This is a genomic window from uncultured Nostoc sp. (assembly GCF_937863485.1).
Taxonomy (GTDB): Bacteria; Cyanobacteriota; Cyanobacteriia; order Cyanobacteriales; family Nostocaceae; genus Nostoc.
Genome location: NZ_CALMFY010000032.1, coordinates 40,287 through 63,121, shown reverse-complemented (window position 1 = coordinate 63,121; position 22,835 = coordinate 40,287). Strand labels below are relative to the sequence as shown.

The window sequence follows — 22,835 nt, the reverse complement described above, 5'->3', positions numbered from 1 at the left end:
ACCAGTCCCAAAAAATTAAACAATCTTTTCTTGATCACAGACAAATAACAGTCTCTCTCACCTCACTTATATCTTGTGTTATTAATGAGTAAGATTTTACTTCTGTGAAATTTTTGTTGAAAATTGCAAGCTGAAATAACCAAAACTTATCAGGAATATTAATGAAAGCATACTGAGTTCCTCCACAACCGGATTTATATCAGGATGTTTTACTCATTAAACATACATTATGGATTTTGTTCAGGTTGAAACAACTTCGCCACTGACTCTAGAAATTTCCCAGATTACCTTACCACCAACAGCACCCTTTCCAACCTCTCGAATTCCTAAGGATACTATTCGCACAAGTCTAAGAGCCTCCACTACAGATTCTGTCTTAGCAGCGGTTTACTCCCTTGGAACTGGGGGGATTTTACTCAGCAATTTCTTGGTGGAATTGGGTGCTAGTCCAGTGGTATTTGGGATGGTTTCCTCTATCCCCATGTTGGTCAATCTGGTTCAGCCGTTAGGTGCTTACTTGTCTGAACGCAGTACCAGCCGCTTTCAATATTCTCTTCGGACACACGGAATTGGTCGGCTGCTATGGCTAGTTCTAGTAATCAGTATTGTAGGCGTAAGCTGGGGAGTGGTTAATACTCACCAGTTAGTGATATTAACACTCTTGATTGTCCTATTTAGCAATCTTTTAGGAGGATTAGGAACGGCATCGTGGTTAAGTTGGATAGCAATGATAGTTCCCCGGCAATTGCGAGGCAGGTATTTTGGCATACGCAATAGTGCTGCTAGCCTCACGAATTTTGTTTGCGTACCAATGGCCGGTTTAGCTGTATCACATTGGTATGGTGGAACTCTGCAAGGCTATGGGGTGATTTTGCTGGTAGGCATCGTGTTTGGGATTATGGGATTAGGGTGTCAGTATTTCCAAGTGGATATGAATCCGCGATCACAAAACACTTATTATGGCAAGTTACCTCAAATAAGTGAGATTCAGCCAGAGGTTGCAAAAGATGAATCTTCTGAAGTCGCTCAATCAATTCATCCACCACAAAACCAATTAGCTGACAGTCTTTGGAAAAACTCTAACTTTTTAAGATTTCTGCTGTATTTCAGCTTCTGGACGTTTGCTGTGAGCCTCAGCGAGCCTTTTTTTAACCTTTACATGCTGGACAGGCTGGATTTGGATGTGAGCTACGTGACCATCTACAACAGCCTTCAGGCGGGGGCAACTTTGCTGATGCTCATCCTGTGGGGCAAATTAGCAGACAAGATAGGCAATCGTCCAATCCTCATCTGTATTGGGATTTTGGTTGCAGCCAGACCACTGCTGTGGCTGGGGATTGGTGTTAATCGCCTTGACATCTGGTTGTGGTTACCCCTGTTACACATCTTGAGTGGAGGGACTTGGGCGGCGATTGACTTGTGCAGCAACAATATACAATTGGCGATCGCACCAAATAAAAATCAGTCTATCTATTTTGCGATCGCAGCTGCCGTTGCTGGAGCTAGTGGTGCTTTGGGCACAACTATCGGCAGCTTCATTATCCAATTTGCTCAGTTTGGAGGCTTACTGGGGTTATTTGCCCTCTCTAGTCTATTCCGAGTAGCAGCGCTTGTTCCACTGTTTTTTGTCAAAGAGCCGGGAAGATGAGGGAATCAAAAGTGAGGAGTTAGAAGTTAGGAGTGAGGAGTTATGAATTTTTCACTTCCTACTCTTCACCGGAGTTTCGGAGTCTCCAGCTTTGCTCCTAACTCATAACTTTTGTTTATTCTGCTGCGGTAGAAGTTAAAGACATTGTTTCCCACAACACCATATGAGGTGTTGTTAGTACAGGCTGGTGTAGGGCAATCAGCTGGGTTAAGGTGTTTTTTAATTGGGTACGGGGTACGATATCATCAACAAAACCGTGCAGGAGCAAATCTTCAGCAGTCTGAAAATCATCGGGAAGTTTTTCCCGCAAGGTTTGCTCAATCACTCGCCGACCGGCAAAACCAATGGTTGCCTTGGGTTCTGCCAAAATGATATCGCCCAACATTGCAAAACTTGCGGTAACGCCGCCCGTGGTGGGATTTGTCAAAACGGGAATATATAATAATCGGGCATCTTTATGGCGCTGTAGGGCTGCGGAGATTTTCGCCATCTGCATCAGGGAGAGCATTCCTTCTTGCATTCTCGCGCCACCGGAGGTGCAGACGATAACTACAGGATACCGCCGTTGAGTGGCTTGCTCAATCATTCGGGTGAGTCTTTCTCCCACAACCGAACCCATACTACCACCCATGAAACGGAAGTCCATAACCCCAAGGGCAATAGGCAAGCTATTGATTTGACCCAAACCAGTTTTAACCGCGTCTATTAAGCCAATTTTCTCCTGCATTTCCCGCAAGCGATCACTGTAGAGTTTGCGATCGCGAAATTCCAGCGGATCGGTTGGACGCAAATGCTCGTCCAGCGGTTTCCAGGTATTGTTATCTATCAATTGACGGATGCGCTCATCGCTGTCTACCCGATTGTGATGACCACATTCGACACAAACCATCTGATTGGCTTTTAGGTCTTTTGTGTATGCCAATACGCCACATTTAGAACATTTATGCCACAGACCATCAGCAATTTCACGCTCTTGGCGTTCGAGGCTGGTAGATCCTGATTTTCGTCGATTTGCAAACCAATCAAATAGAGACTTTAAACCGCGTGATTCTTCGTTGTTAGCCATTTTTTATTTTATTTTAAGTGGGTATGAGGTCGAAAACATGTCAAACCGTATCGGGTTGTCCTTAGCCTTTTGTCATTTATCTTTATTAATGACTCATGACTACATCGTCAAACTTCGCTTTTAAGCAATTCAGACCTTAATTTTCATCTTTGGTTGCCAGCTTAACGAAAATACTTATGCCAATACAAGTCTCTTAGTCTTTATTTCAGCAGAGTTAATTATACGGACGTGCTGACAAAGCCATAAGAATACCAACCTCCAAATAAGATGCTCTCCCCTCCCACCCAAATCAATTATTCGTATTGCTAGGTTATGAACAACCAGCATCTATTGCACTAGTCGTGCTTGCCAACGGTTAATCGTTGTTAAGAGGGTAATACAAGTCACAAGCTGAATATTATCAAAATATGAAGGGCAGATGGGGTAATGCTGGTTACAGTCACAAATTATAAATATTTCTTATGTAAGGGCATTGGGCATTGGGAAGAGGCAGAGGGGCAGTTCTTGCTGGGAGCAGAGGAGAAAAAGATAATTTTTTATTCTCCCCCTTGCCCTCTGCCCCCTGCTCCCCTGCCTCTTCCCGAATCCTCACTCCAATTCAAGAGGCTGGAAAAAATAACCGCAGGTAGCTAGACAAAATGGCTTCGCCGCTAAACAGGCTAATCACAGATCCTAAAGCCAGAAAAGGGCCAAAAGGCATCTTTTGTCCTAACCTTTGTCGTGATGTCTCTTGAGTCAGGGCTTTTCGTCTACGCATAATAACACCGCTGCCAACTAATGCGCCCAGTACACAGGCAACAAAACTAGCCAAGAGCAAATATTTCCAGCCCAACCAGGCTCCCATCATGGCTGCTAACTTGGCGTCACCCGCACCCATTGCAGCTTTACCAAAGGCAATTGAACCCAATATGGCGATCGCATCAAACAGCCATAAACCCAATACTGCACCAACTATCGCCATCATCAGGTGATTTACCAATGCTATAAAGCTAGCCTCTGGTAAAAAACCAACCACCATTTGAAACAAAATCCCCACCACCAAACCCGACTGAGTAAGTGGATTGGGTAGAGTCATTGTATCTAGGTCGATAAGCGATAACGCCAATAACCAACTACAAAAAGCCCAATAGCCTATTGTTAAAGTCGAAACTTGAAATACTAAAAAAACCAGTAAAAAAATTATGCCCGTTAGCCCTTCTACTACAGGATAACGGACATAAATTTTGCTTTTGCAATATCGACACCGCCCTCTTAAAGAAATCCAACCAAATACTGGTACATTGTCGTAAGCTTTTAGCTGGTTTAAGCATTTAGGACAACGAGAAGGCGGCCAAAGAATTGATAATCCAGCAGGTAGCCGATAAACAATAACGTTGATAAAACTGCCAATAGACGCACCCAAAGCAAAGACCATTACACTCGCCAAAACGGCGAACAAAATGTCCATATAGTCCCTTATCATTTGTCCTGTGTCATTTGTCGTTTATCTTTTGTCCTTTGTCGAGAGTTAATCAGTATTGACTCCCGATTCTGGCAATTTTAGATTTTAGATTTTAGATTTCTCTTTTAATCCAAAATCCAAAATTCAAAATCTAAAATTGAATGACTCCTGACTAATACATATGCGATTCAATTTGACTTAAGGGCACAAAACATTCTTGAGGTAAGAGAACCGGTTGGTTAGTAAAAATAACCTTACCTCGATGATTCACACGATTAATTGCTACACCGGAAGGTTGCCCAGCTATTTCGGGATGTACCTCACAGTGAGTATAGTATATCTGCCCAGCAGCTCTGATTACAGCGGGATCAATCAAAGGCGATTGGTTCTTCGGGGCGGTAAAATTTACTTGACCTTGTCGTAATGCGTACACTATCGACTGTTCTTTGATTGCTAGATTTCCTTCTAGTCTACCCGAAACTTATAGCAAAGGTTGCCAAATTGCCCAGGTTGCCTTTAAAAACTCGTAATTTGTAATTCTGTAACAGAAAGGGGATTTAGACCCCAGTTGAAAACTTAGCTACCTGTGGAGGTAGTCTCAAACGCTATGCTTAATTAGAATGAAATTATTTTGTTTCAAGAGCTAAAATCAGTGCATTGCCCATAGCACGGCAACCCAAGAGATTTTTTCCAGGAGAAATTATATCCCCGGTGCGATCGCCTTGCTCTAAAACTTGCAATACGGCTTGTTCGATGTGATCTGCTGCTTTTGGCTGGTCTAAACCGTAGCGTAACATCATCGCCACACTCAAAACCTGTGCTAGAGGATTTGCCTTATCAAGTCCGGCAATATCTGGGGCGGAACCATGAACTGGTTCAAACACACCAGGCCCTGAAGCGCCCAAACTAGCCGAGGGTAACATCCCAATACTACCCGTGAGCATGGCAGCAGCATCAGAGAGAATATCACCAAACAAATTGCCTGTGACGATGGTATCGAACTGCTTGGGAGCGCGTACCAACTGCATAGCAGCATTATCTACATATAGATGAGAGAGTTCGATATCTGGATATTCCGTACTAAGTTGGGTGATGCGATCGCGCCACAACTGAGATACTTCTAATACGTTTGCCTTATCCACTGAACAAAGTTTTCCGCCGCGTTTTTGCGCTGCTTCAAAGGCCACCCGTCCAATACGTTCAATTTCTGATTCTGTGTAAACCATTGTATTTACACCGCGTTTCTCACCAGTTTCTGTGGCAAAAATCCCTTTAGGTTTACCGAAGTAAATTCCACCAGTGAGTTCGCGCACCACCATAATATCCACGCCTTCTACAACTTCACGTTTCAAAGTCGAGGCGTCGATTAGCTGGGGCAAAATTTTCGCTGGGCGCAAATTGGCAAATAGTCCCAAACCTGCACGTAGTCCTAACAAACCTGCTTCTGGGCGTAAATTAGATGGCAGGGAATCCCACTTATAACCACCAATGGCGGCAAGTAACACAGCATCACTGTTACGGCAAGTTTCTAGAGTGGCAGATGGTAGGGGTTCGCCTGTAGCATCAATTGCTGCACCACCAATGAGGGCTTCTTGGAATTCAAACTTCAGATCAAATTGCTTCCCTACGACTTTCAGCACATCTACCGCCACTGCCATAATTTCAGGGCCAATGCCATCGCCGGGGAGTAGAGTAATCCGGTAGTTCTGGGTCATAGCTGGTTTTTACTCGGTAAATGCTTGCAGATTAAATATCATACCTAGCAAAATGTACCGATGGAGTTTTTAATTTATTTGGGTGTGGCTCTTTTGATCCAAAGAAAAACGTGCTGCCCTATGCTTTCCGAGGTATTCGCCCCCAATGGCCAAAACGAGGAAAGGAAAACCAGGAAAAACAGAGTCAGACTCATCAACATATCTGTTCCTAGATTCACTTTTGAAATGCGTCCTAGAGTTGAGCAAAGCTTCTTCAAAGGTGTAACTGTCGGTTCTTTGACAGGTAGTAGATTACTTCGATACCTATGGCTACTCCTACCATGAACACTAAAACCCAGACGGTTTGTGGATCTGTTTGCAAAGCAAACCAAATTAACATTCCTAGTGCTACCAAACATATTCCAACACCTAGAAGTGAAATCCACTGCTTACTTTTGGTATAACGATGCATCCGAGCATTAGCTAAATTAACCGCAGCAAATATCAGGAGAAACCCGGCACTACCCATCGTTGAGATTCGACTTATATCAAAGAAATTGGCGATTATTAGAGTAATACCACTAGTAATAAATAAGCCAATTGAAGATTGGTCACGGCCATTTATTTCGCTGCCATCAAACCCTCTAGATTTAGCAATAACAGAGCTAAAACGAGCCGAACCGTAAAGTGTTGCATTACTAGCTGAGAGAGTTGATAAAAGAGCAGCAATAGTCATCAAAACAGATCCGAATTGCCCCATAATTGGTTTGGCAACCTCAGCCAAAGTATAGTCTTTTGCTGCTAAAATCTGTTCTATTGGTTCTGCTCCCAATGTGACGAGTGCTATTAAAACGTAAAGCAAAATAACGAACCCGATTACAGAGTAATAAACTCGTGGCAAAGTGTACTTGGGATTGACAAGATCCTCTGCTGTATTGGCGATTAGCTCAAAGCCTTCATAAGACAAGAAAATCACCATTGCTCCTGCGAAAATTGACTGTAGCGACGACACTGAAGCTGGTTGTAGATGGGAAAAGTCGATATGACTGCTCCCCAGAGTAATGAACAGGATCAAAATCCCCAGTTTGAAGCTGACAATCCAGATTTGAGATTTACCAATATAATTGGCAGTCAGTAGATTTAGTCCAGTTGTCCCTAAAATTGCCAAGCTAATGAGTAAGTGCTTCCAAATAGGTTGAGTAGACTCTGTGAACAGGCTAATTCCATAACTACCAAAAGCCTGCAAGTAAAAGGAAAGCATGACTACATAGCTAAACCATAGTAGAAGATTCAGTGTCCCACTAAACAGCCCTAGACCAAAAGCCTGGTTTAAGAAGGTTACTGTCCCGCCTCGACATGGATGAGCTACTGAAAGTTTTGCATAAGCATAAGTAGTTATCAAAGCTATTGTCCCTGCGATCGCAAATGCTAGTGGTGCGCCTGCATCAGCTATTTGAATTACAACTCCCAGTGCTGGAAAAAGTCCACCGACAATGCCTCCTACACCCAATGCCCACACAGACCAAAAACCTATTTTTTTGTTTGACACCTGTAACCTCTTTAGGAATAGATAGTCTTATACTCGTTGACCAGCACGCAGATAATCAAGCTGAACAATCTTATTACACTATTCTCTGTCCATACACGCTACTACTGTGTACAGCTACTTAAGTCACTGTCGCGCAAGAAGGGTATACAGCAAGCGTCTTTTAGAGAAGGTGGTTCGATAATTTTCATAACTTGATTACTACTAATATATGTGTTAGCATGTATTATACCCGTATTTATACTGAGTTAATTACACTGCAATTTCCCAGTAGAATTTTAATTTTGAAGCAGAACAAGGGAACTATAGGTAAAAGTTGATTTTTGTTGCGTCTAGTATATTTATGGCTTCACACAATCAAGGCTTAGATTTGCCGCCAGTTTCCTTTTTCAAACTTTAATACTAGACTGATTGTTAATTATCTTAAACTCTTATCTAAAATCATGTTACAGCCCAATAAAAACTTAGAAAAAGCCAGTTCTCAGCCTGTAGAATTACTAGAAATAGAAGCACTCAAAGCAGCAAATTCTCAGAGGATTGTTGCTATCACCGTTGAAAAAATCCGTCAATCTCTTAACTTAGAATATATTTTTCAGACAACTACTCAAGAAATTAGGCAATTGTTCAACTCTGACCGCGTAATTTTATATCGTTTCAATCCAGATTGGAGTGGAACATTTGTCTCTGAATCCTTGGCACAAGGGTGGTTACCTCTAATTCAGCAGCAAGTGGATCAACCAGAAATAGTAGAAAATGTCAGCGAATGTAGCTTGAAAAATTTATCTATTCCTCCAATTGTGGATACTTATTTACAAAACACACAAGGAGGACGCTTTTCTCAAAATGAAACTTATCGTGTTTGTTACGATGTTTACAGTGCTGGCTTTAGTAAGTGCTACCTGAAAATTTTAGAGCAATGCCAGGCAAGAGCTTACGTGATTACTGCTATTTATCAAAGTCAACAACTTTGGGGACTGCTAGCAGTTTACCAAAACGATGCACCTCGAAAATGGCAAACAGATGAAGTATATATACTTAGCCAAATTGCTTCTCAACTAGGTGTAGCATTACAGCAAGCGGAATTACTCAAACAAACTCAAAGTCAGAAAGAAGAACTCGCGGCAGCTCTCAAAGAATTACAGCAGGCTCAAGTTCAGTTAATTCAAAATGAGAAAATGGTCAGTTTGGGGCAATTAGTGGCTGGAATTGCCCATGAAATTAACAATCCAGTTAGCTTTATTTACGGCAATCTGAAATCAGCTGATGAATACACCCAAAATTTATTTTCACTATTAGATATCTACCAAAGACATTATCCCCAATCAATTAAGGCAATTGAGGAGTTTACAAATTTCATTGAACTAGATTTTTTAAGGTCAGACTTCCCCAAATTATTCAAATCGATGATGATAGGAGCAGAGCGGATACGAGATATTGTTCTTTCCCTGCGGACTTTCTCACGCTTAGACGAGGCTGAAATGAAAGCAGTTAATATTAATGAGGGAATTGATAGTACGATAATGATCATTCAAAGCCGCCTCAACCCTGCTAACCAGCGCCTACAAATTGAGGTGATCAAAGAATACGGTAGCCTCCCCTTAGTTGAATGTTATTCTGGGCAGTTAAACCAAGTATTTCTGAATATTTTAGTGAATGCACTCGATGCTTTAGAAGATTCAGCAATTAAAGGTCGGTGGACAACAAAATACAATAAAATGGATAATCCCCGAATTTATATTCGCACCCAATTTCTAGAACCAGATCAAGTCACTATTAGCATTGCCGACAATGGGCTAGGAATACCAGAAGATACTTTAAAGCAAATATTTAATCCCTTTTTTACGACCAAGCCTGTTGGACAAGGTACAGGGATGGGACTGGCTATTAGTTACCAAATTATCACACAAAAACATCGCGGTTCTTTAGAATGCATTTCCCAACCAGGAATTGGTGCTGAGTTTATTATTCGTATTCCTCTGATTCAACTTGTGTCAAATTTCTAACGCTTGGTATCATGTCTCCAGCTTTTCAACGAAGAGGCAGTTCTTTAAGCCAAATTCTTCATACTTGTAAACTTTGCTGTAAATGAATCTGATTTTTCTGATTTTTGATATATAGCTGTATAAATTGCTTTAACAAGGCATAGTGGGTTATAGCCCTCAAGCCTTTGGGGCAAGTGAAAGTTATGAAAATCATAGATTTAATTTGACCAAAAACCATAGCGATCGCTCCTGCTAACCCAATACTTTTCGGATAAACCCAACAATCCAGGGCAAACGCATCTAAATTACTCTTGATCACAACCAAAGTTAAAAACCAACGATTTTAATGATTATCATTATCAAGTAAATATTGTTTCTTGATTTTCTTGGGATAATTTATTCTTTGGAAGTCCCTTAAAGCCAGTTTCAATTTCTGAAACAAGCCTGACAGAAGTTGTAAAAACAGGTTAGGTTAAGTGTTAATCACAAGCCGCCCCCCAGCAGCGATGGTAAAAGAATTAGCAATTTGCACCCGTGGACTAACTAAGCAATTTGACCGACACGTTGCTGTCAATGATATTGATTTAGAAATCCAGGCGGGGGAAGTATATGGACTGATTGGGCCGAATGGTGCGGGTAAAACAACTCTCATCCGAATGTTGGCAACTGCTGAGGAACCAACTACGGGTGAGATTTATATTAATGGCGATCGCCTACTCCGTGACAAGAGTAATTTCAAACTTAAGCGTCGTCTAGGCTACTTACCCGATGACTACCCGCTGTATGAGGATTTGACAGTCTGGGATTACCTAGATTATTTTGCGCGTCTCTATCGCTTGCGAGAACCACGCCGTACTCAACGCCTGCATGAAGTTTTAGAACTAATCCAACTTGGTAATAAACGCAATAGCCAAATAGTTACTCTGTCGCGGGGGATGAAACAGCGCTTAAGTTTAGCGCGAACCATTATCCACGAACCGATTTTACTACTACTGGATGAGCCTGTTTCAGGACTTGACCCCATTGCTAGGATGCACTTTCGCGAAATCATTAAAGCTTTGCAAGAAGCTGGGATGACTGTAATCATTTCCTCGCACGTTCTCAGTGATTTAGCAGAACTGTGTACTTCTGTAGGAATTATGGAACTTGGCTTCTTGGTAGAAAGTACCTCGTTACAACAACTTTATCAACGTCTTGCCCACCAGCAAATTGTGATATCAACTTTGGGAAATCTAGAGGCACTTTTAAGGGAATTGAAACATCATCCTTTAGTAGAAGAGTGGGAGGTGATTCCAGGAAAAAACAGCGTGCGGGTGAATTTTTCGGGGAAAGAAGAAGATAGTGCTGAGTTGTTGCGATCGCTGATCAAAGCAGGCATTCCCCTAACTGATTTTCACTGCACACAAGAAGACTTAGAAACTATTTTCCTTAAATTAGGTCACAAACAAGCATCTTGATTAGTCAATAAATATCACTCCCCATTTTTGGAGATTTTTTTCCTATGATGCTCAATTTAATAGACAAAATTGGTGATTGGAATCCGCAACTATTCCGGGAACTCAAAGGACGGCTGAAATTTTTTAATGTAGTGATCGCAGTTGCAACATCCATACTGGTGCAACTGGTAGTTTTTTTATATCAGTTGCGCGAGTTTCCTGATGATAAATACCCGCTAACTGGCACATACTGTAATCTGCGTCAAGTATACCAGCAGCAAGAAAAACAGATTTACCAGCAATCAAATCAATCTCAACTTTCTGATTTCAATGATTTTCTTTTAAATAACTTTTGTCCCCAAAACGAAATTGATTGGCAGTTGTGGTGGCGAAATCACTGTGAATATATATTCCTAACATTTAGTGTAATTTTTGTATTTACACTATTAGTTGCAGGAACTTATTTGCTAATCAACGATTTAGCCAAAGAAGAAACTCGCGGTACACTGAATTTCATCCGTCTCAGTCCCCAATCAGAAACAACTATATTGACTGGCAAGTTGCTAGGAGTTCCCAGTTTAATTTATCTGATCGTCTTAGTAGCAGTTCCTTTACATTTGTGGGCTGGGCGTTCTGCCAAAATTGCCTTTAGTTACATTTTGAGTTATTACGCGATTCTTGCTGCTAGCTGTATTTTCTTCTACAGTGCTGCACTATTATTTAGCTTAGTTAGTCGGTGGTTTAGTGGTTTTCAGCCTTGGTTAGGTAGTGGTGCAGTTTTCCTTTTTTTGTTGACAACGTTTCAGATAGCATCATTTGATAATTCAGCCGCTTGGTATAATTCAACGTCTTGGTTGAGGCTGTTTGCTCCTTGGGATGCAACAAATTATCTATTTCCTAACTTGTTCCATTTATACAAGGGTTCTCCCCTGAAAAACTTGCAGTTTTTCTATTTACCATTAGGGACAAGTATTGTTAGTGTTGTTGGCTTGCATTTATTAAACTTTGGATTGTGCAGTTACGGTATTTTGCACGCTCTTAAACGTTGCTTCCGTAATCCTCAAGCTTCAATAATCAGTAAGAAGCAAAGTTATTTACTAGTAGCTTTTTACCAGTTGATGATATGGGGATTTGCCCTCAAAAATGGTAATAATAATCACAGATGGGATGAACAGGTTGCAGAAAATTTCGTTTTACTGGCAGTGTACAACTTGGTGTTGATTTTAAGTTTAATTGCGGTTCTTTCCCCTCACCGTCAAGATGTACAAGATTGGGCAAGATATCGACATCAGGGAGTTTCTAGCCACAAGAGTGTTTGGCAGGATCTAATTTGGGCCGAAAAAAGCCCTGCACTCGTGGCGATCGCAATTAATTTAACAATTGTTACTATTCCCTGGTTAGTTTGGCTTTCACTTACATCTATTGTTGACGCAAACGATGGGCGAACTTGGATAGTTAACGATATTGACAGGTTTAAAGTACTTTTAACTATAGCTTTGTCTATCAGCTTAATGATGATTTACGCTACCATCACCCAATTGATACTTTTGTTGAAAACTCCTAAACGTTCTTTCTGGGCAATTGGGACTTTAGGTGCAACCGTGTTCTTACCACCGATGATTCTAGAATTTATCGGTATCTCCTCGTGGAAACATTCTACTGTATGGATGTTTACAACTTTTCCTTGGGCAGCTGTAGAATCCGCTGGGGCGACAACAGTTTTCATGGCACTCTTAGCTGATTTGAGTGTTCTAGCGTTGTTAAACTTCCAGTTGGCAAGGCAAGTGAGATTAGCAGGCGAATCTGCTACGAAAGCATTATTGGCAGGACGTTAGGTAAGTAGTTGAGACATGTTAGATCCCCGACTTCGTAAAAGTTGTCGGGGATCTTGTTTTTCATGAATGATTTCAGGATGCTATATTATCTATTATTTGCCAAAATTGTCGGTGAAATTTTTAATCAGCACAAATATCACAGTGAGCTAAAAATTATGCTAAATCTCCCGACTCAAGACTTACGCTACACAGCTATCCAGTTTTTAGAACAAAGTCCTTCACAGCGTCTACAAATTCTTAAGAATTTGGGCATAGCTCGTTATGAGTTTTTAACCAAAATCCGCCTAAATGAAGCAAACATCATATGTATGATGCGGTTTTTTAAATATCCAAGTCAGCTAAAGTTTCCTAATCTTATAGGAGCAGATTTATCTAGTTTAATTTTAGATGGGGTAAACTTGATTCGAGGAAATTTATCAGAAGCAAATCTACAAGGTAGTAGTTTAGTCAATGCAGACCTCTTATTTGCAAATTTTACAAAAGCCGACTTGAGAAATGCAGATTTACAAGGTGCAACTCTTAACGAAACTATTTGGTTAGATACTCTAGTAAATAAGTGTCAACTTGGCGTAGGTACTGGTTTAACTCAGCTACAACGTCAAGATTTACAACTGCGCGGAGCTAGATTTAATTCTTGAGAAGATGGTAATTAAAACACCCAAAATTATAAGATGATTAAATTGAGATTGACCTGGATAAGTTAATGAGTATTAAGTTGCCCCAAAAATTGATGTTGTTGGGTTCAGGAGAACTAGGTAAGGAATTTGCGATCGCTGCTCAACGTCTTGGTAATTATGTGATTGCCGTTGACCGCTACGCTAATGCTCCAGCGATGCAAGTTGCTGATGCTTATGAAGTTATTTCTATGCTCAGTGCTGATGATTTAGAAGCTATAGTGACAAAACATCAGCCAAATATTATTATACCAGAAATTGAAGCAATCAGAACAGAAAAACTGATTGAATTTGAACAGCGAGGAATTACAGTTATACCGACTGCGGCTGCTACTAACTATACAATGAATCGTGATAGAATTCGGGAGCTGGCACATCAAAAATTAGGCATCAGAACGGCTAAATATGGTTATGCAACAACTCTGGAAGAATTGATTGCAGTTTCAGATGAAATTGGGTTTAGTAATGTTGTTAAACCTGTGATGTCATCCTCTGGTAAAGGTCAGTCTGTCGTGCAAGAAAAAAGTGAAGTTGAGAAAGCTTGGAATTATGCGATCGCTAATTCTAGAGGTGACAGTCAAAAGGTGATCGTCGAAGAATTTATTAGCTTTGAAATCGAGATAACTTTACTAACAATTAAACAGTGGAATGCACCCACAATTTTCTGTTCTCCTATTGGTCATCGCCAAGAAAGAGGCGATTATCAAGAATCGTGGCAACCGGCGCTAATTTCGGAAGACAAGATATTAAAAGCAAGAGAAATAGCCATAAAAGTCACTGATGCTTTAGGAGGAGCCGGAATTTTTGGCGTTGAGTTTTTCATTACCAAAGATGAAGTGATTTTTTCTGAACTTTCTCCCAGACCGCATGATACGGGTATGGTGACATTAATTTCACAAAATCTTAATGAATTTGAACTACATTTAAGAGCTATTTTAGACTTGCCAATTCCTCATATAGAACAGCTTGGATCATCAGCTAGTGCGGTAATTTTAGCTTCCGAAAAATCTGATTCTATTGCTTTTAGCGGTGTAGCCGATGCTTTGTCAGAAAAAGATGTAGATATTAGATTATTTGGTAAACCTAATGCTCATCCATATCGGCGAATGGGCGTAGCTTTAGCGAAGGGTGTTAATGTCCAAGAAGCTAGGGAAAAAGCTACTAGAGCAGCAAGTAAAATCACAATTATCTAATCCAAGTAGCTGGGTTGAATTAAATATAAAACTACTGTAGTTGTAGGGTATGTTATCGCTGAGAGTATGGCATCATTTCAGGCTTTTGGTGCGTTACGGAAACCGTAACACACCCTACACCCGCATCAATTACTTAACGTTTAAAGAGTGGTTATAAAAGCGTTAGGCGAATCAACCGCAGCAACCGGGTTCAGTTGATTCAGGTAATCGTAAACAAGCTGGGAAACTTGACGGATAAAGTCTCTTCCCCTCGTGTCCTTATACGGACGTGTCACGAAGATTGCGGCCAAGTAACGCTTACCATTTGGCATAGTCACAAATCCCGCATCGCCGATGAGAAACCCGATATCTCCGGTTTTATTAGCGATGACAGCACCTTTCCCCAAACCTGCGGGAAGCAGTGTGTGAATTGTGGTGTGACGCAGAATATCTAAAGCTTGCTCCCGACTTTGTGGAGAAACTAGCTTGTTATTCACAACTAAAGCCAGCACCCGCGCCATATCTTGAGAACTTGTGGTGTTGGTTCCTCTCAAGTCAGCCAAAAGATGCCGAATTACTGTGTCTTTCAGTCCCCAGTTACGGAAGCGCTGATTTAGTCGCCCTGCTCCACCTAAACGATCAATAATCATGTTGGTGGCGGTATTGTCACTGATGGTTATCATCTTAGTGATGGTTTCCAAAGCTGTATACTTCTTGCCAACTCGCTCATACTGCATAGTTCCAGAACCATTAGTTACTAAGTCACGCCGCATGGTGAGCATTTCATTTAGGCTGACTTTACCAGCATCTAAATCTTGGAAAAAGGCAATGAGAATTGGCAATTTAATCGTACTAGCAGCGGGGAAAACGCGATCGCCTCCAATATCCAAATAATCCCCAGTATCCAAATCCAGGAAAAACATTCCTGTTTTAAGGAAACTATAGCGACTCATCAAGGCTTTAATTTGAGGTTCCAGCACTTTCATCGGTAAATGCATGGGAACCACGCCAGCAAACAGAGTGCTGTTATCATTTACTGTTGGAAAAATACTAGGAGTTATTTCCAGAGATTTCGGCTGGGTTGCAGTCAGTGGTACTGGTTTGGGTAACTGCACAGACCAATGATTTGCAGATTCCTCTTGCAGCTTCACCTGTGCTAGGTCGAAGGTGTAACCGGCTGCTAAGGTAACTACCATGCGGGTAGTATCTGCGTTCAACTGCGCGATGCTAATGTCTTTAATTACTAACCCTACTCTTTGACTAGTCTGTGGATATCTTAGTGTAACTCCAGGTAAATCAATTACCAGACGGGTAGGATTGGTAAGTAATTCTACTTGGGGTTGAACATTTTCATCTGTGGTGAAATCCAGATGATTACGATTGCTATCAAAATGCCAATTAGCGATCGCAGTAGCTTTGACAGTGGAGCCAAACAGAAACAAGCTTAAGAAGCTGGGTAGAAGCCAGCTAAATTTTAAAATGTTTTCTTTGTGTGTGAGGAGCATCGGTAATCGCTTTGTGTGTGAGGAAGATTCTTGGAAAACAAAAACCGCTCACCATTAAAGCACAATTATGAAAAGTTTTGTAAATTATGTGTTTATACGAAAAAGCATCTGTTATAAGTGTTTAATTTAACCAGTATATGAGCATTCTCTGATCCTCCAAGGTTAGTGAATAGTGTCTCTGAAAATTGCAGCTAATTGAGAAAAGATTTAATTCGGACGTAGTTAGCTTTTTAATTATTTCCATACTGGATTATCTAATGGTAGCTAAAAAGTATTAAATATATCTAAACCTGCTTAAGTATGCTGATGAGAGTTTCCCATATCCAGAAATTCAGCCTATGGAAATTTTGGATAGTAGCCTGTACTATCAGTTTCACAATCAGCGGTTGTACGCCTCAAAAAAGAGCAATGCTGCAAGTAACTGCGGAGAATTTTCGCGATCGCGCGGCTGATGCTATTACATCGGTGAAGAAAATCTATCAACTTGATGATCTACCTAGAGATGATAATTTAGTTATTGAAAGATTACTAAATGATACCAGTATTCAATTTGAAATTCCTAGAGAAGTAAATAGAATTATTACAGGAGAAAGTCAGCAAAATATCCAGCCATCAGATGTTGATCAAGTACTCGATGATTTGAAAGCAGAATATGACACAGCGGCAGAGGTATTTAACAAGCTTGAAACAATTGATTATGAAAGTGCAAGGATAGTTGCTAAAACTGCCCAACCGGCACGATGTTTAACAGTAAAGATGCTGCTTTTAGCCAAAAGAATTCAGGAAAGACCACCAAGACCAAGCAATCCAGAACGCGTACTCATTAGCTTTGAACTAAAGCGTCTTGGTGAACAGTATAGAAATTTAAGTATATCCTCACAACCAGAAGCAGAAGAAATTAAGCGTCAAGTTGCTAAACAGATAGATGAGTGGCGAAAAGTTAATTTTTATGAACAACAAAGTTTGAATGAATCTATCTTTAAACTTTTGGTAGCGGCTGACACTGGAAGAAAACTATCAGAACTTATTGATGATTACCCTAATCTTAACTTTGAAGTTCTTGCTGCTAAAGTTACTCAGATTGTTGGGGTAGCTACTAGTTTCAGTAGTAACGACTACAGCTTGACACTCATAAAGATTAACACTCTAGAAAAAGAAGTAAACGAAGATAAAGTATTGAAAGAATTTATGAAAGAAGTATCTCTCAGAAACAGACAAATACAACCACAAACATCTCAATTATGCCAATAATTTTTCGGGTGCAACTAGTCATGAAAAATGTTCGCAATTTAACTGAATATATAAATCATGGCAAACGATAAAATTTTAAATACTTTTGCAGAAATAATTTCTCACTTTCAAGCAATCCCTGGCAATCAAATCAATTTAGAACAACTCAATAAGACAGAAGAAAAATTATTTGATATTCGCTCTCAGCTTCAATTTGAGCTTTTAAACGCGCAAAATCAGAGAAATTGGAAGCAAATAAACAAGTTGGAGTTAGCGCTTACCGAATGCAAACTTACTCTCAATAGTGTAAGAGCAGCGATTATAAATGTTAGTATCATCGGAATAAATCAAGAAAATCTAGCACAGATGCAGAAAATCTTACAAGAAATCAACACTGCACGTAAAACTCAGGTAAACATAGATTTTGCTATCCGCTTACTAGGCTTTTTGCGTAGGCTATTCCTATAATCACCGAATTTTAAATTTTAAATTTTGGATTTTGGATAATGAAATTGAAAATTCAAAATTACCTCGTTTACCTTGGAGATTTCCAAGAAATAAATTATCCAAATAAACGTAGATGCGGAGCGGCTTGCCACAAAGACGCAGAGAACACAGAGAGGAGAATATAAAGAGGATTTTTGCGTCAGTTTTGGGATACTTTTTTATTTGGAAGTCCCTTGTTAAGAGTCTCTGACTGGGAATGCATATTTTGGGGCTGCCGCCTCCTTTACTCGCGGCAGAGCCACTTTGAAAAGTATTTCCAGCCGGAGGCTAGAAACGAGGTTTTAACGAGCTTTGGGCTTAAGTTGACACTAGTGAAATACACCGAAGTGCTGCATTCGTATTTTCAGTTAGTCGATTTGCAATTTTTATTGTAGTATTTTTGACCGCTGTCCATCTCCACCTCACTAAGAGTTGAGTGTAGGGACTACCACGATACACATTAAAATCCTAAATCTACAGCAATGCGGTGGGCGCAAGCAAACCCAGAAAAAGCGACTGCATTCAATCCTTGACCCGGAAAGGTACTATCCCCTACACAATAAAGTCCTGGAATAGCTGTGCGATTAAAGGGCATCTTCAATAACCCCCACAACTTGCGCCGAGGAATTGGCCCATATGTGCCATCCTCACGACCCAAAAAGCGGCGATGGGTGCGGGGTGTGCCTACCTCCAAATAATCCAATCCAGCATCTAAGCCTGGAAAAATCTCCTCTAGGCGGTCAATAATTCGCCAAGCCGCCTCTTCTTTCTTCGCTTCGTACTCACTCACAGAAAGTTCTTGCCAATCATCAATCCAGTGAGGCGTGAAGGCATGGATGATATGATATCCACTTGGTGCTAAATCTGGGTCAAGCAATGTGGGAATCGAAACAAAAATTGTCCCTTCTGCTGCTGTCATCTTTTCCCAATCTTCCAATAAAATATGGTGGCACTCTGTCCCCGCAGGCAAAACTGACTCTTTTACCCCGATGTGCAAACTCAAGAAGCTTGGAGATTTTTGATAATTTTGTTGCCAATTTTTCTCATTATCTGGTATTTCTTCTGCTGGTAGTAATTGTTCAAATGTATCCCAGCGTGTAGCATTAGAAACTATGCGTTTACCCCGATATAGTTTACCATTAGCCAGTTGCACACCTACCGCTTTTCCCTGTTCTGTGAGAATTTTCGTGACTCTAGCTTGGTACTGAATCTTACCTCCAGCCTTCTCTAGACCTTGCACCAGTTTTTGGGCAATTTGTCCCACTCCGCCTTTAGGATAGTTCACTCCGCCATAATGCCTGTCAGAAAAGACCATCCCAGCATTAATCATTGGTGTCATGTGCGATGGAACCACTGACCAGCAATAACATTCCATATCGATAAATTTCAATAATTGGGGATCTTTGATGTAGCGTCTGGCAAAATCCCCAGCATTTTGAGGCAGATACTTAACTAAACCGAGACATGCTAAAGGATGTTGGAAAAATACCCGCAGTAGATACCGAGGTTCTTCCAGCGACAGCAAATCCATGCTGTTGAGGCACTTGAATACTTTTTGGCATTCGTCATAAAAGCGACGAATCCCCTCTTCTTCATGGCGAAAATGAGCAATAAGATTTTGCAAAAATTTTTCATAAACCCGGTCAACCTTCAGGTTTAAACCTTGGGGTAGATGGTAGTGAATTTGCACCGGATCTGCGATCGCTTCTTGGCTGACATTTACAGCTGATAATGCACGAGTGAGTAAGTTAGTAGTACCGTTCTGTCCCAATCCAAAAATCATCGATGCACCAACATCGAATCGATAGCCTTGGCGTTCAAAATAACCGGCGCTACCACCTGGAATCAAATAACGTTCCAGTACCAGCACTTTTGCTCCCTTCGCCGCTAACTGGGTCGCTGTTACTAATCCGCCAATACCAGACCCAATCACGATCGCATCAATATCTTGCATTTTTGTCTTTTGTCATTAGTCCTTTGTTTATTTTCCAATACCCAATGACAAAAAAGAGGGACGAGTCTGCTGCTGCTGACTAATCCCGTCTGCCGATCCTTAAAAGAGAGGAGAACACTGTAGAACAATATAGCCTTGATTGAGAATCAATGTCAACTATTAATGAAAAGTTTTATCAATAAATTTGAGAGTGTTAATTTTAAGTGTCAGCCGGATACAGGAAAGAGTATTATGGTGTTTCAGTTCTCATACAATAAAAAAGCGCCAAATTCTGACTATGACGCTACAATTGCGTGTTTATGTTCCACCCCATCCCCTGATCAAACACTGGCTGGCAGTTGCCCGTGATGCTGGCACGCCTTCAGTATTATTTCGCAGTGCGATGACTGAGTTGGGAAGATGGCTGACTTATGAAGCTGTGCGAGACTGGTTACCGACCCAAGAAACAATGGTGCAGAGTCCCTTGGATACCTGTCCAGCAACTGTGATTAATCCACAAGTACCTATGGCGGTAGTGCCGATTCTACGGGCTGGACTAGGATTACTTGAGGGAGCGCAGACTTTACTACCTTTGGCATCGATTTACCATCTTGGCTTGGCACGAGATGAAGAGACACTGCAACCTCATTGTTATCTGAACAAGTTACCAGAAAAATTTGACCCCGAAACACTAGTGTTAATTACCGATCCAATGTTGGCAACAGGAGGGTCGATAATGACTGCAATGGCAGAATTGACACAACGAGGTGCTGATCCAGCCCTGATACGGATTGTTTGTGTAGTAGCGGCTCCACCAGCTTTGCAAAAACTGAGTGCAGCTTATCCAGGTTTAATAGTTTACACGGCGACTATTGACGAAACAGTTAACAGTAAGGGGTATATTGTACCAGGATTGGGAGATGCAGGCGATCGCATCTTTGGGACTTAAGCTAGTATGCAGCTAGGGCAGGAAAATAGCATAACTACTGTAAAAGTTGCAAGCTTTGTTGAAGGCGGTAAAGATATGAGTCAGCGAGATGGTTTTGGCAGTGGTTTTGTAGCAGGGGCGTTTGTCGGTGGTGTATTTGGCGGTGTCATCGGGGCACTGATTGCTTCTCGACGCGATCCCCAATTGATAGCACAGGAAGACATAGAACTGACAGATAGCCAAGCCGAAGCTAGGAAAATAGCAGCTAGGCGGCGTCAGATGAAAGCTTCCGAAAATGAGAATATCGGCATAGAAACGGCCCGGCGATCGCTAGAAGATAAAATTGCCCAGCTAAATGCCACAATTGATGAAGTGCGAAAGCAACTAGGTAGTGTGAATGGTGGTTCACCGGAAGCAACCAATGACCGCTCCCTCACTAAGGAGTCCTGAAATTCGTTCAGGCGTGGTGAAAATGTCTTCTGTGGTAAATGTGGAATCGGCAAACACCATGACATGGACTAAATTAAAATTAAAAGATAAGACCGCGTTTGACACTTAGTAGGAAACCAACAAATCCATGTACCTTCTGATTACCACTCTGGCTACTTTCATCCAGATTTATACTGTTTTGCTAATTATTCGGGTTTTATTGACCTGGTTCCCGACAATTAACTGGTATAATCAGCCATTTTCTGCTTTGAGCCAGATAACTGACCCTTATCTGGATTTGTTCCGCCGAATTATTCCCCCATTGGGTGGTATGGATTTTTCTCCAATGTTAGCGATTATACTGCTTCAACTTGTAAGTGGTTTGATAGGTGGTCTGCAAGCCTACGCATAAAGCAGAATTTGCAGTTTGCTCAAGGTTCAATTAAAAGATTTTCAGTCTGGGCTAGTTAGCCTAGACTGATTTAACTTATCTCTTAACGCCGGACTTGACCGCTAAATCCCGCTGCTTTAAACTGCTTCAGCTTCAATGGAGTAGGCTGATTCGCAGGCACAGAAATTCTCAATTCAAAATCGCTAATACCTGGTGGAACTTCGGTAATAGAACCTAAGCGAGTGCGGTTTTGCATCACCGAGTCATTGTTGGCATCATAGATGCGTCCAAAAATATCTGCGTCGTAAGCTGTTTTATTAGTAGCATTTTCTGCTTTACCAATGACAATAAAGCAATTGGCAGCCGCGCTACCACTACTGCTCACAGCCCCTTGTGCTAGTTCTGGTGGACAATCTTTATAAGAAACATCAAATAATTTAATCTGTGTCAACGCTACAGCAGGGGGAGTGATCACCCACGATAGAAACGTGATGAGACAGGAAATAAAAATGACCGTGAGTGACCGCAACCGCATACAAGACCCCGTAACTTAATCCAACAATATGTAACTTATAGCCTCAGCTTACCTGATTTTAAGTACAACAGGATTGAAGACTTTAATTTAACATTTGTAATAATTAGGGAAATAAACCCTCAATTGCTATTAACTTATGACTCCAGATGAGATTGAAGCAGCTATGCTCGCAGCCTTTAATAATTGTGATGCAGCAAGCTGTCCTCTCACTGACACGCAGAAACAGATATTACTGCAAGTGGTCGAGCAAACTCAGGGAAATACCTCTGGGGCGTCAGGTATTGCTAATCCCTTAGACGAACTAAATCCAGAGGAGTTGGAAGTATTTTTACAGTTTGTTAAGGATGAAGAACAACTTAACCGCACTTGGAAAGTGCAATTACTCAACGACTGGTTACTGGAAAATGACTCTGGAAGAGTACAATTTATCCGGCAACGCTATGGTTTACAGTGGCTGAATCGTGTTGAGTCATACCATTTTGATAAGTATTCTTATTTTGAGGATGCACTAAAGTTAAGAGTAGGCGATCGCATTGAAGTTTCCAATGCACTATGGGAATGGGTGCAAGAGGATGGCCCTTGTAAGCCCGAATGGTTTCCCTGTATGGTGATCAAAGTCGAGGAGATTAGCAACGGCGATGATTCCTCTACTAACTGCGTCGTTCGCTTCTTCAACGGCGCTGAGTATGAAATTCAAGGCATCTACGAATGGAATCGCTACAATTGGCGCTGGCCTCAGAAGTAGTGCTGTACATGGATAGCAGGGCGTTTATGCTCGTGCTGAGTCTTTGATACTCATTAATCAGGCTTAAAACTCCATTCATCCACCTTTGAACTCCGTTAATGAGTCTTTGATACTCATTCATCCACCTTTGAACTCCGTTGATGAGTCTTTGATACTCGT

20 protein-coding genes are annotated in these 22,835 nt (G+C 41.2%); 12 read left to right on the top strand and 8 right to left on the bottom strand.

The annotated features are described in order from the left end of the window. The first annotated feature begins 229 nt into the window (after positions 1-229). Positions 230-1,648 (top strand): MFS transporter, encoded by a 1,419-nt coding sequence (locus Q0541_RS04700; protein ID WP_298906243.1) that lies wholly within the window; start codon positions 230-232, stop codon positions 1,646-1,648. Positions 1,649-1,763: 115 nt separating this feature from the next. Here Q0541_RS04700 and accD read toward each other — a convergent pair whose 3' ends face one another. From accD to Q0541_RS04675, 5 genes are all read right to left on the bottom strand, one after another. Then, positions 1,764-2,714: an acetyl-CoA carboxylase, carboxyltransferase subunit beta gene (gene accD / locus Q0541_RS04695; protein WP_298906240.1), complete on the bottom strand. Its 951-nt coding sequence runs from the start codon at positions 2,712-2,714 to the stop codon at positions 1,764-1,766. Between the two features lie 598 nt (positions 2,715-3,312). After that, positions 3,313-4,161, bottom strand: a complete 849-nt coding sequence (locus Q0541_RS04690; protein WP_298906237.1) for an A24 family peptidase — start codon at positions 4,159-4,161, stop codon at positions 3,313-3,315. 166 nt (positions 4,162-4,327) lie between these two features. Then, positions 4,328-4,588 (bottom strand): hypothetical protein, encoded by a 261-nt coding sequence (locus Q0541_RS04685; protein WP_094329947.1) that lies wholly within the window; start codon positions 4,586-4,588, stop codon positions 4,328-4,330. A gap of 193 nt (positions 4,589-4,781) precedes the next feature. Continuing rightward, on the bottom strand, positions 4,782-5,870 hold the full coding sequence (gene leuB / locus Q0541_RS04680; RefSeq protein ID WP_298906218.1) for a 3-isopropylmalate dehydrogenase: 1,089 nt from the start codon (positions 5,868-5,870) through the stop codon (positions 4,782-4,784). A gap of 253 nt (positions 5,871-6,123) precedes the next feature. Then, on the bottom strand, positions 6,124-7,398 hold the full coding sequence (locus Q0541_RS04675) for an APC family permease (RefSeq protein ID WP_298906215.1): 1,275 nt from the start codon (positions 7,396-7,398) through the stop codon (positions 6,124-6,126). A 440-nt stretch (positions 7,399-7,838) separates the two neighbouring features. Here Q0541_RS04675 and Q0541_RS04670 point away from each other — a divergent pair, with 440 nt between their 5' ends. From Q0541_RS04670 to purT, 5 genes are all read left to right on the top strand, one after another. Then, on the top strand, positions 7,839-9,398 hold the full coding sequence (locus Q0541_RS04670; RefSeq protein WP_298906212.1) for an ATP-binding protein: 1,560 nt from the start codon (positions 7,839-7,841) through the stop codon (positions 9,396-9,398). Positions 9,399-9,883: 485 nt separating this feature from the next. Beyond that, the gene (locus Q0541_RS04665; RefSeq protein ID WP_298906277.1) at positions 9,884-10,834 is read left to right on the top strand and encodes an ABC transporter ATP-binding protein; all 951 of its coding nucleotides are present in this window, start codon (positions 9,884-9,886) and stop codon (positions 10,832-10,834) included. 44 nt (positions 10,835-10,878) lie between these two features. Further along, on the top strand, positions 10,879-12,648 hold the full coding sequence (locus tag Q0541_RS04660; protein WP_298906209.1) for an ABC transporter permease subunit: 1,770 nt from the start codon (positions 10,879-10,881) through the stop codon (positions 12,646-12,648). 155 nt (positions 12,649-12,803) lie between these two features. Then, positions 12,804-13,286 (top strand): pentapeptide repeat-containing protein, encoded by a 483-nt coding sequence (locus tag Q0541_RS04655; protein WP_298906274.1) that lies wholly within the window; start codon positions 12,804-12,806, stop codon positions 13,284-13,286. 65 nt (positions 13,287-13,351) lie between these two features. Continuing rightward, positions 13,352-14,515, top strand: coding sequence for a formate-dependent phosphoribosylglycinamide formyltransferase (purT, locus tag Q0541_RS04650; protein WP_298906204.1), 1,164 nt, complete (start codon positions 13,352-13,354; stop codon positions 14,513-14,515). Positions 14,516-14,655: 140 nt separating this feature from the next. Here the strand turns inward: purT and Q0541_RS04645 are convergent, their stop codons facing one another. Further along, on the bottom strand, positions 14,656-15,999 hold the full coding sequence (locus tag Q0541_RS04645; RefSeq protein ID WP_298906202.1) for a serine hydrolase: 1,344 nt from the start codon (positions 15,997-15,999) through the stop codon (positions 14,656-14,658). A gap of 408 nt (positions 16,000-16,407) precedes the next feature. Here Q0541_RS04645 and Q0541_RS04640 point away from each other — a divergent pair, with 408 nt between their 5' ends. Then, a complete protein-coding gene (locus Q0541_RS04640; RefSeq protein WP_298906200.1) occupies positions 16,408-17,250 on the top strand; it encodes a hypothetical protein in 843 nt (280 codons plus the stop codon). Between the two features lie 57 nt (positions 17,251-17,307). Beyond that, on the top strand, positions 17,308-17,697 hold the full coding sequence (locus tag Q0541_RS04635; RefSeq protein ID WP_298906198.1) for a hypothetical protein: 390 nt from the start codon (positions 17,308-17,310) through the stop codon (positions 17,695-17,697). 478 nt (positions 17,698-18,175) lie between these two features. On the opposite strand, the gene crtH is transcribed toward Q0541_RS04635, so the two are convergent. Beyond that, the gene (gene crtH, locus Q0541_RS04630) at positions 18,176-19,669 is read right to left on the bottom strand and encodes a carotenoid isomerase (protein ID WP_298906195.1); all 1,494 of its coding nucleotides are present in this window, start codon (positions 19,667-19,669) and stop codon (positions 18,176-18,178) included. A 277-nt stretch (positions 19,670-19,946) separates the two neighbouring features. Here crtH and upp point away from each other — a divergent pair, with 277 nt between their 5' ends. From upp to Q0541_RS04615, 3 genes are all read left to right on the top strand, one after another. Beyond that, positions 19,947-20,597 carry a uracil phosphoribosyltransferase gene (upp, locus tag Q0541_RS04625; RefSeq protein ID WP_298906193.1) on the top strand — a complete coding sequence of 217 codons (651 nt, stop codon included), beginning with the start codon at positions 19,947-19,949 and terminating at the stop codon, positions 20,595-20,597. A gap of 75 nt (positions 20,598-20,672) precedes the next feature. Continuing rightward, positions 20,673-21,026, top strand: coding sequence for a hypothetical protein (locus Q0541_RS04620; RefSeq protein ID WP_298906272.1), 354 nt, complete (start codon positions 20,673-20,675; stop codon positions 21,024-21,026). 127 nt (positions 21,027-21,153) lie between these two features. Further along, positions 21,154-21,417, top strand: coding sequence for a YggT family protein (locus Q0541_RS04615; protein WP_273766003.1), 264 nt, complete (start codon positions 21,154-21,156; stop codon positions 21,415-21,417). 82 nt (positions 21,418-21,499) lie between these two features. Here Q0541_RS04615 and Q0541_RS04610 read toward each other — a convergent pair whose 3' ends face one another. Further along, on the bottom strand, positions 21,500-21,931 hold the full coding sequence (locus tag Q0541_RS04610) for a biotin carboxylase (protein WP_298906185.1): 432 nt from the start codon (positions 21,929-21,931) through the stop codon (positions 21,500-21,502). A 136-nt stretch (positions 21,932-22,067) separates the two neighbouring features. Here Q0541_RS04610 and Q0541_RS04605 point away from each other — a divergent pair, with 136 nt between their 5' ends. Further along, positions 22,068-22,676 carry a hypothetical protein gene (locus Q0541_RS04605; RefSeq protein ID WP_298906182.1) on the top strand — a complete coding sequence of 203 codons (609 nt, stop codon included), beginning with the start codon at positions 22,068-22,070 and terminating at the stop codon, positions 22,674-22,676. Positions 22,677-22,835: the final 159 nt, after the last annotated feature.

What these genes read in the sequence shown, in the direction of transcription:
- Q0541_RS04700 (WP_298906243.1), top strand. Translation starts at nt 230, where the DNA reads ATGGATTTTGTTCAGGTTGAAACAACTTCGCCACTGACTCTAGAAATT.
- accD (WP_298906240.1), bottom strand. Translation starts at nt 2,714, where the DNA reads ATGGCTAACAACGAAGAATCACGCGGTTTAAAGTCTCTATTTGATTGG.
- Q0541_RS04690 (WP_298906237.1), bottom strand. Translation starts at nt 4,161, where the DNA reads ATGGACATTTTGTTCGCCGTTTTGGCGAGTGTAATGGTCTTTGCTTTG.
- leuB (WP_298906218.1), bottom strand. Translation starts at nt 5,870, where the DNA reads ATGACCCAGAACTACCGGATTACTCTACTCCCCGGCGATGGCATTGGC.
- Q0541_RS04670 (WP_298906212.1), top strand. Translation starts at nt 7,839, where the DNA reads ATGTTACAGCCCAATAAAAACTTAGAAAAAGCCAGTTCTCAGCCTGTA.
- Q0541_RS04665 (WP_298906277.1), top strand. Translation starts at nt 9,884, where the DNA reads ATGGTAAAAGAATTAGCAATTTGCACCCGTGGACTAACTAAGCAATTT.
- Q0541_RS04660 (WP_298906209.1), top strand. Translation starts at nt 10,879, where the DNA reads ATGATGCTCAATTTAATAGACAAAATTGGTGATTGGAATCCGCAACTA.
- Q0541_RS04655 (WP_298906274.1), top strand. Translation starts at nt 12,804, where the DNA reads ATGCTAAATCTCCCGACTCAAGACTTACGCTACACAGCTATCCAGTTT.
- purT (WP_298906204.1), top strand. Translation starts at nt 13,352, where the DNA reads ATGAGTATTAAGTTGCCCCAAAAATTGATGTTGTTGGGTTCAGGAGAA.
- Q0541_RS04645 (WP_298906202.1), bottom strand. Translation starts at nt 15,999, where the DNA reads ATGCTCCTCACACACAAAGAAAACATTTTAAAATTTAGCTGGCTTCTA.
- Q0541_RS04640 (WP_298906200.1), top strand. Translation starts at nt 16,408, where the DNA reads ATGCTGCAAGTAACTGCGGAGAATTTTCGCGATCGCGCGGCTGATGCT.
- Q0541_RS04635 (WP_298906198.1), top strand. Translation starts at nt 17,308, where the DNA reads ATGGCAAACGATAAAATTTTAAATACTTTTGCAGAAATAATTTCTCAC.
- crtH (WP_298906195.1), bottom strand. Translation starts at nt 19,669, where the DNA reads ATGCAAGATATTGATGCGATCGTGATTGGGTCTGGTATTGGCGGATTA.
- upp (WP_298906193.1), top strand. Translation starts at nt 19,947, where the DNA reads ATGACGCTACAATTGCGTGTTTATGTTCCACCCCATCCCCTGATCAAA.
- Q0541_RS04620 (WP_298906272.1), top strand. Translation starts at nt 20,673, where the DNA reads ATGAGTCAGCGAGATGGTTTTGGCAGTGGTTTTGTAGCAGGGGCGTTT.
- Q0541_RS04615 (WP_273766003.1), top strand. Translation starts at nt 21,154, where the DNA reads ATGTACCTTCTGATTACCACTCTGGCTACTTTCATCCAGATTTATACT.
- Q0541_RS04610 (WP_298906185.1), bottom strand. Translation starts at nt 21,931, where the DNA reads ATGCGGTTGCGGTCACTCACGGTCATTTTTATTTCCTGTCTCATCACG.
- Q0541_RS04605 (WP_298906182.1), top strand. Translation starts at nt 22,068, where the DNA reads ATGACTCCAGATGAGATTGAAGCAGCTATGCTCGCAGCCTTTAATAAT.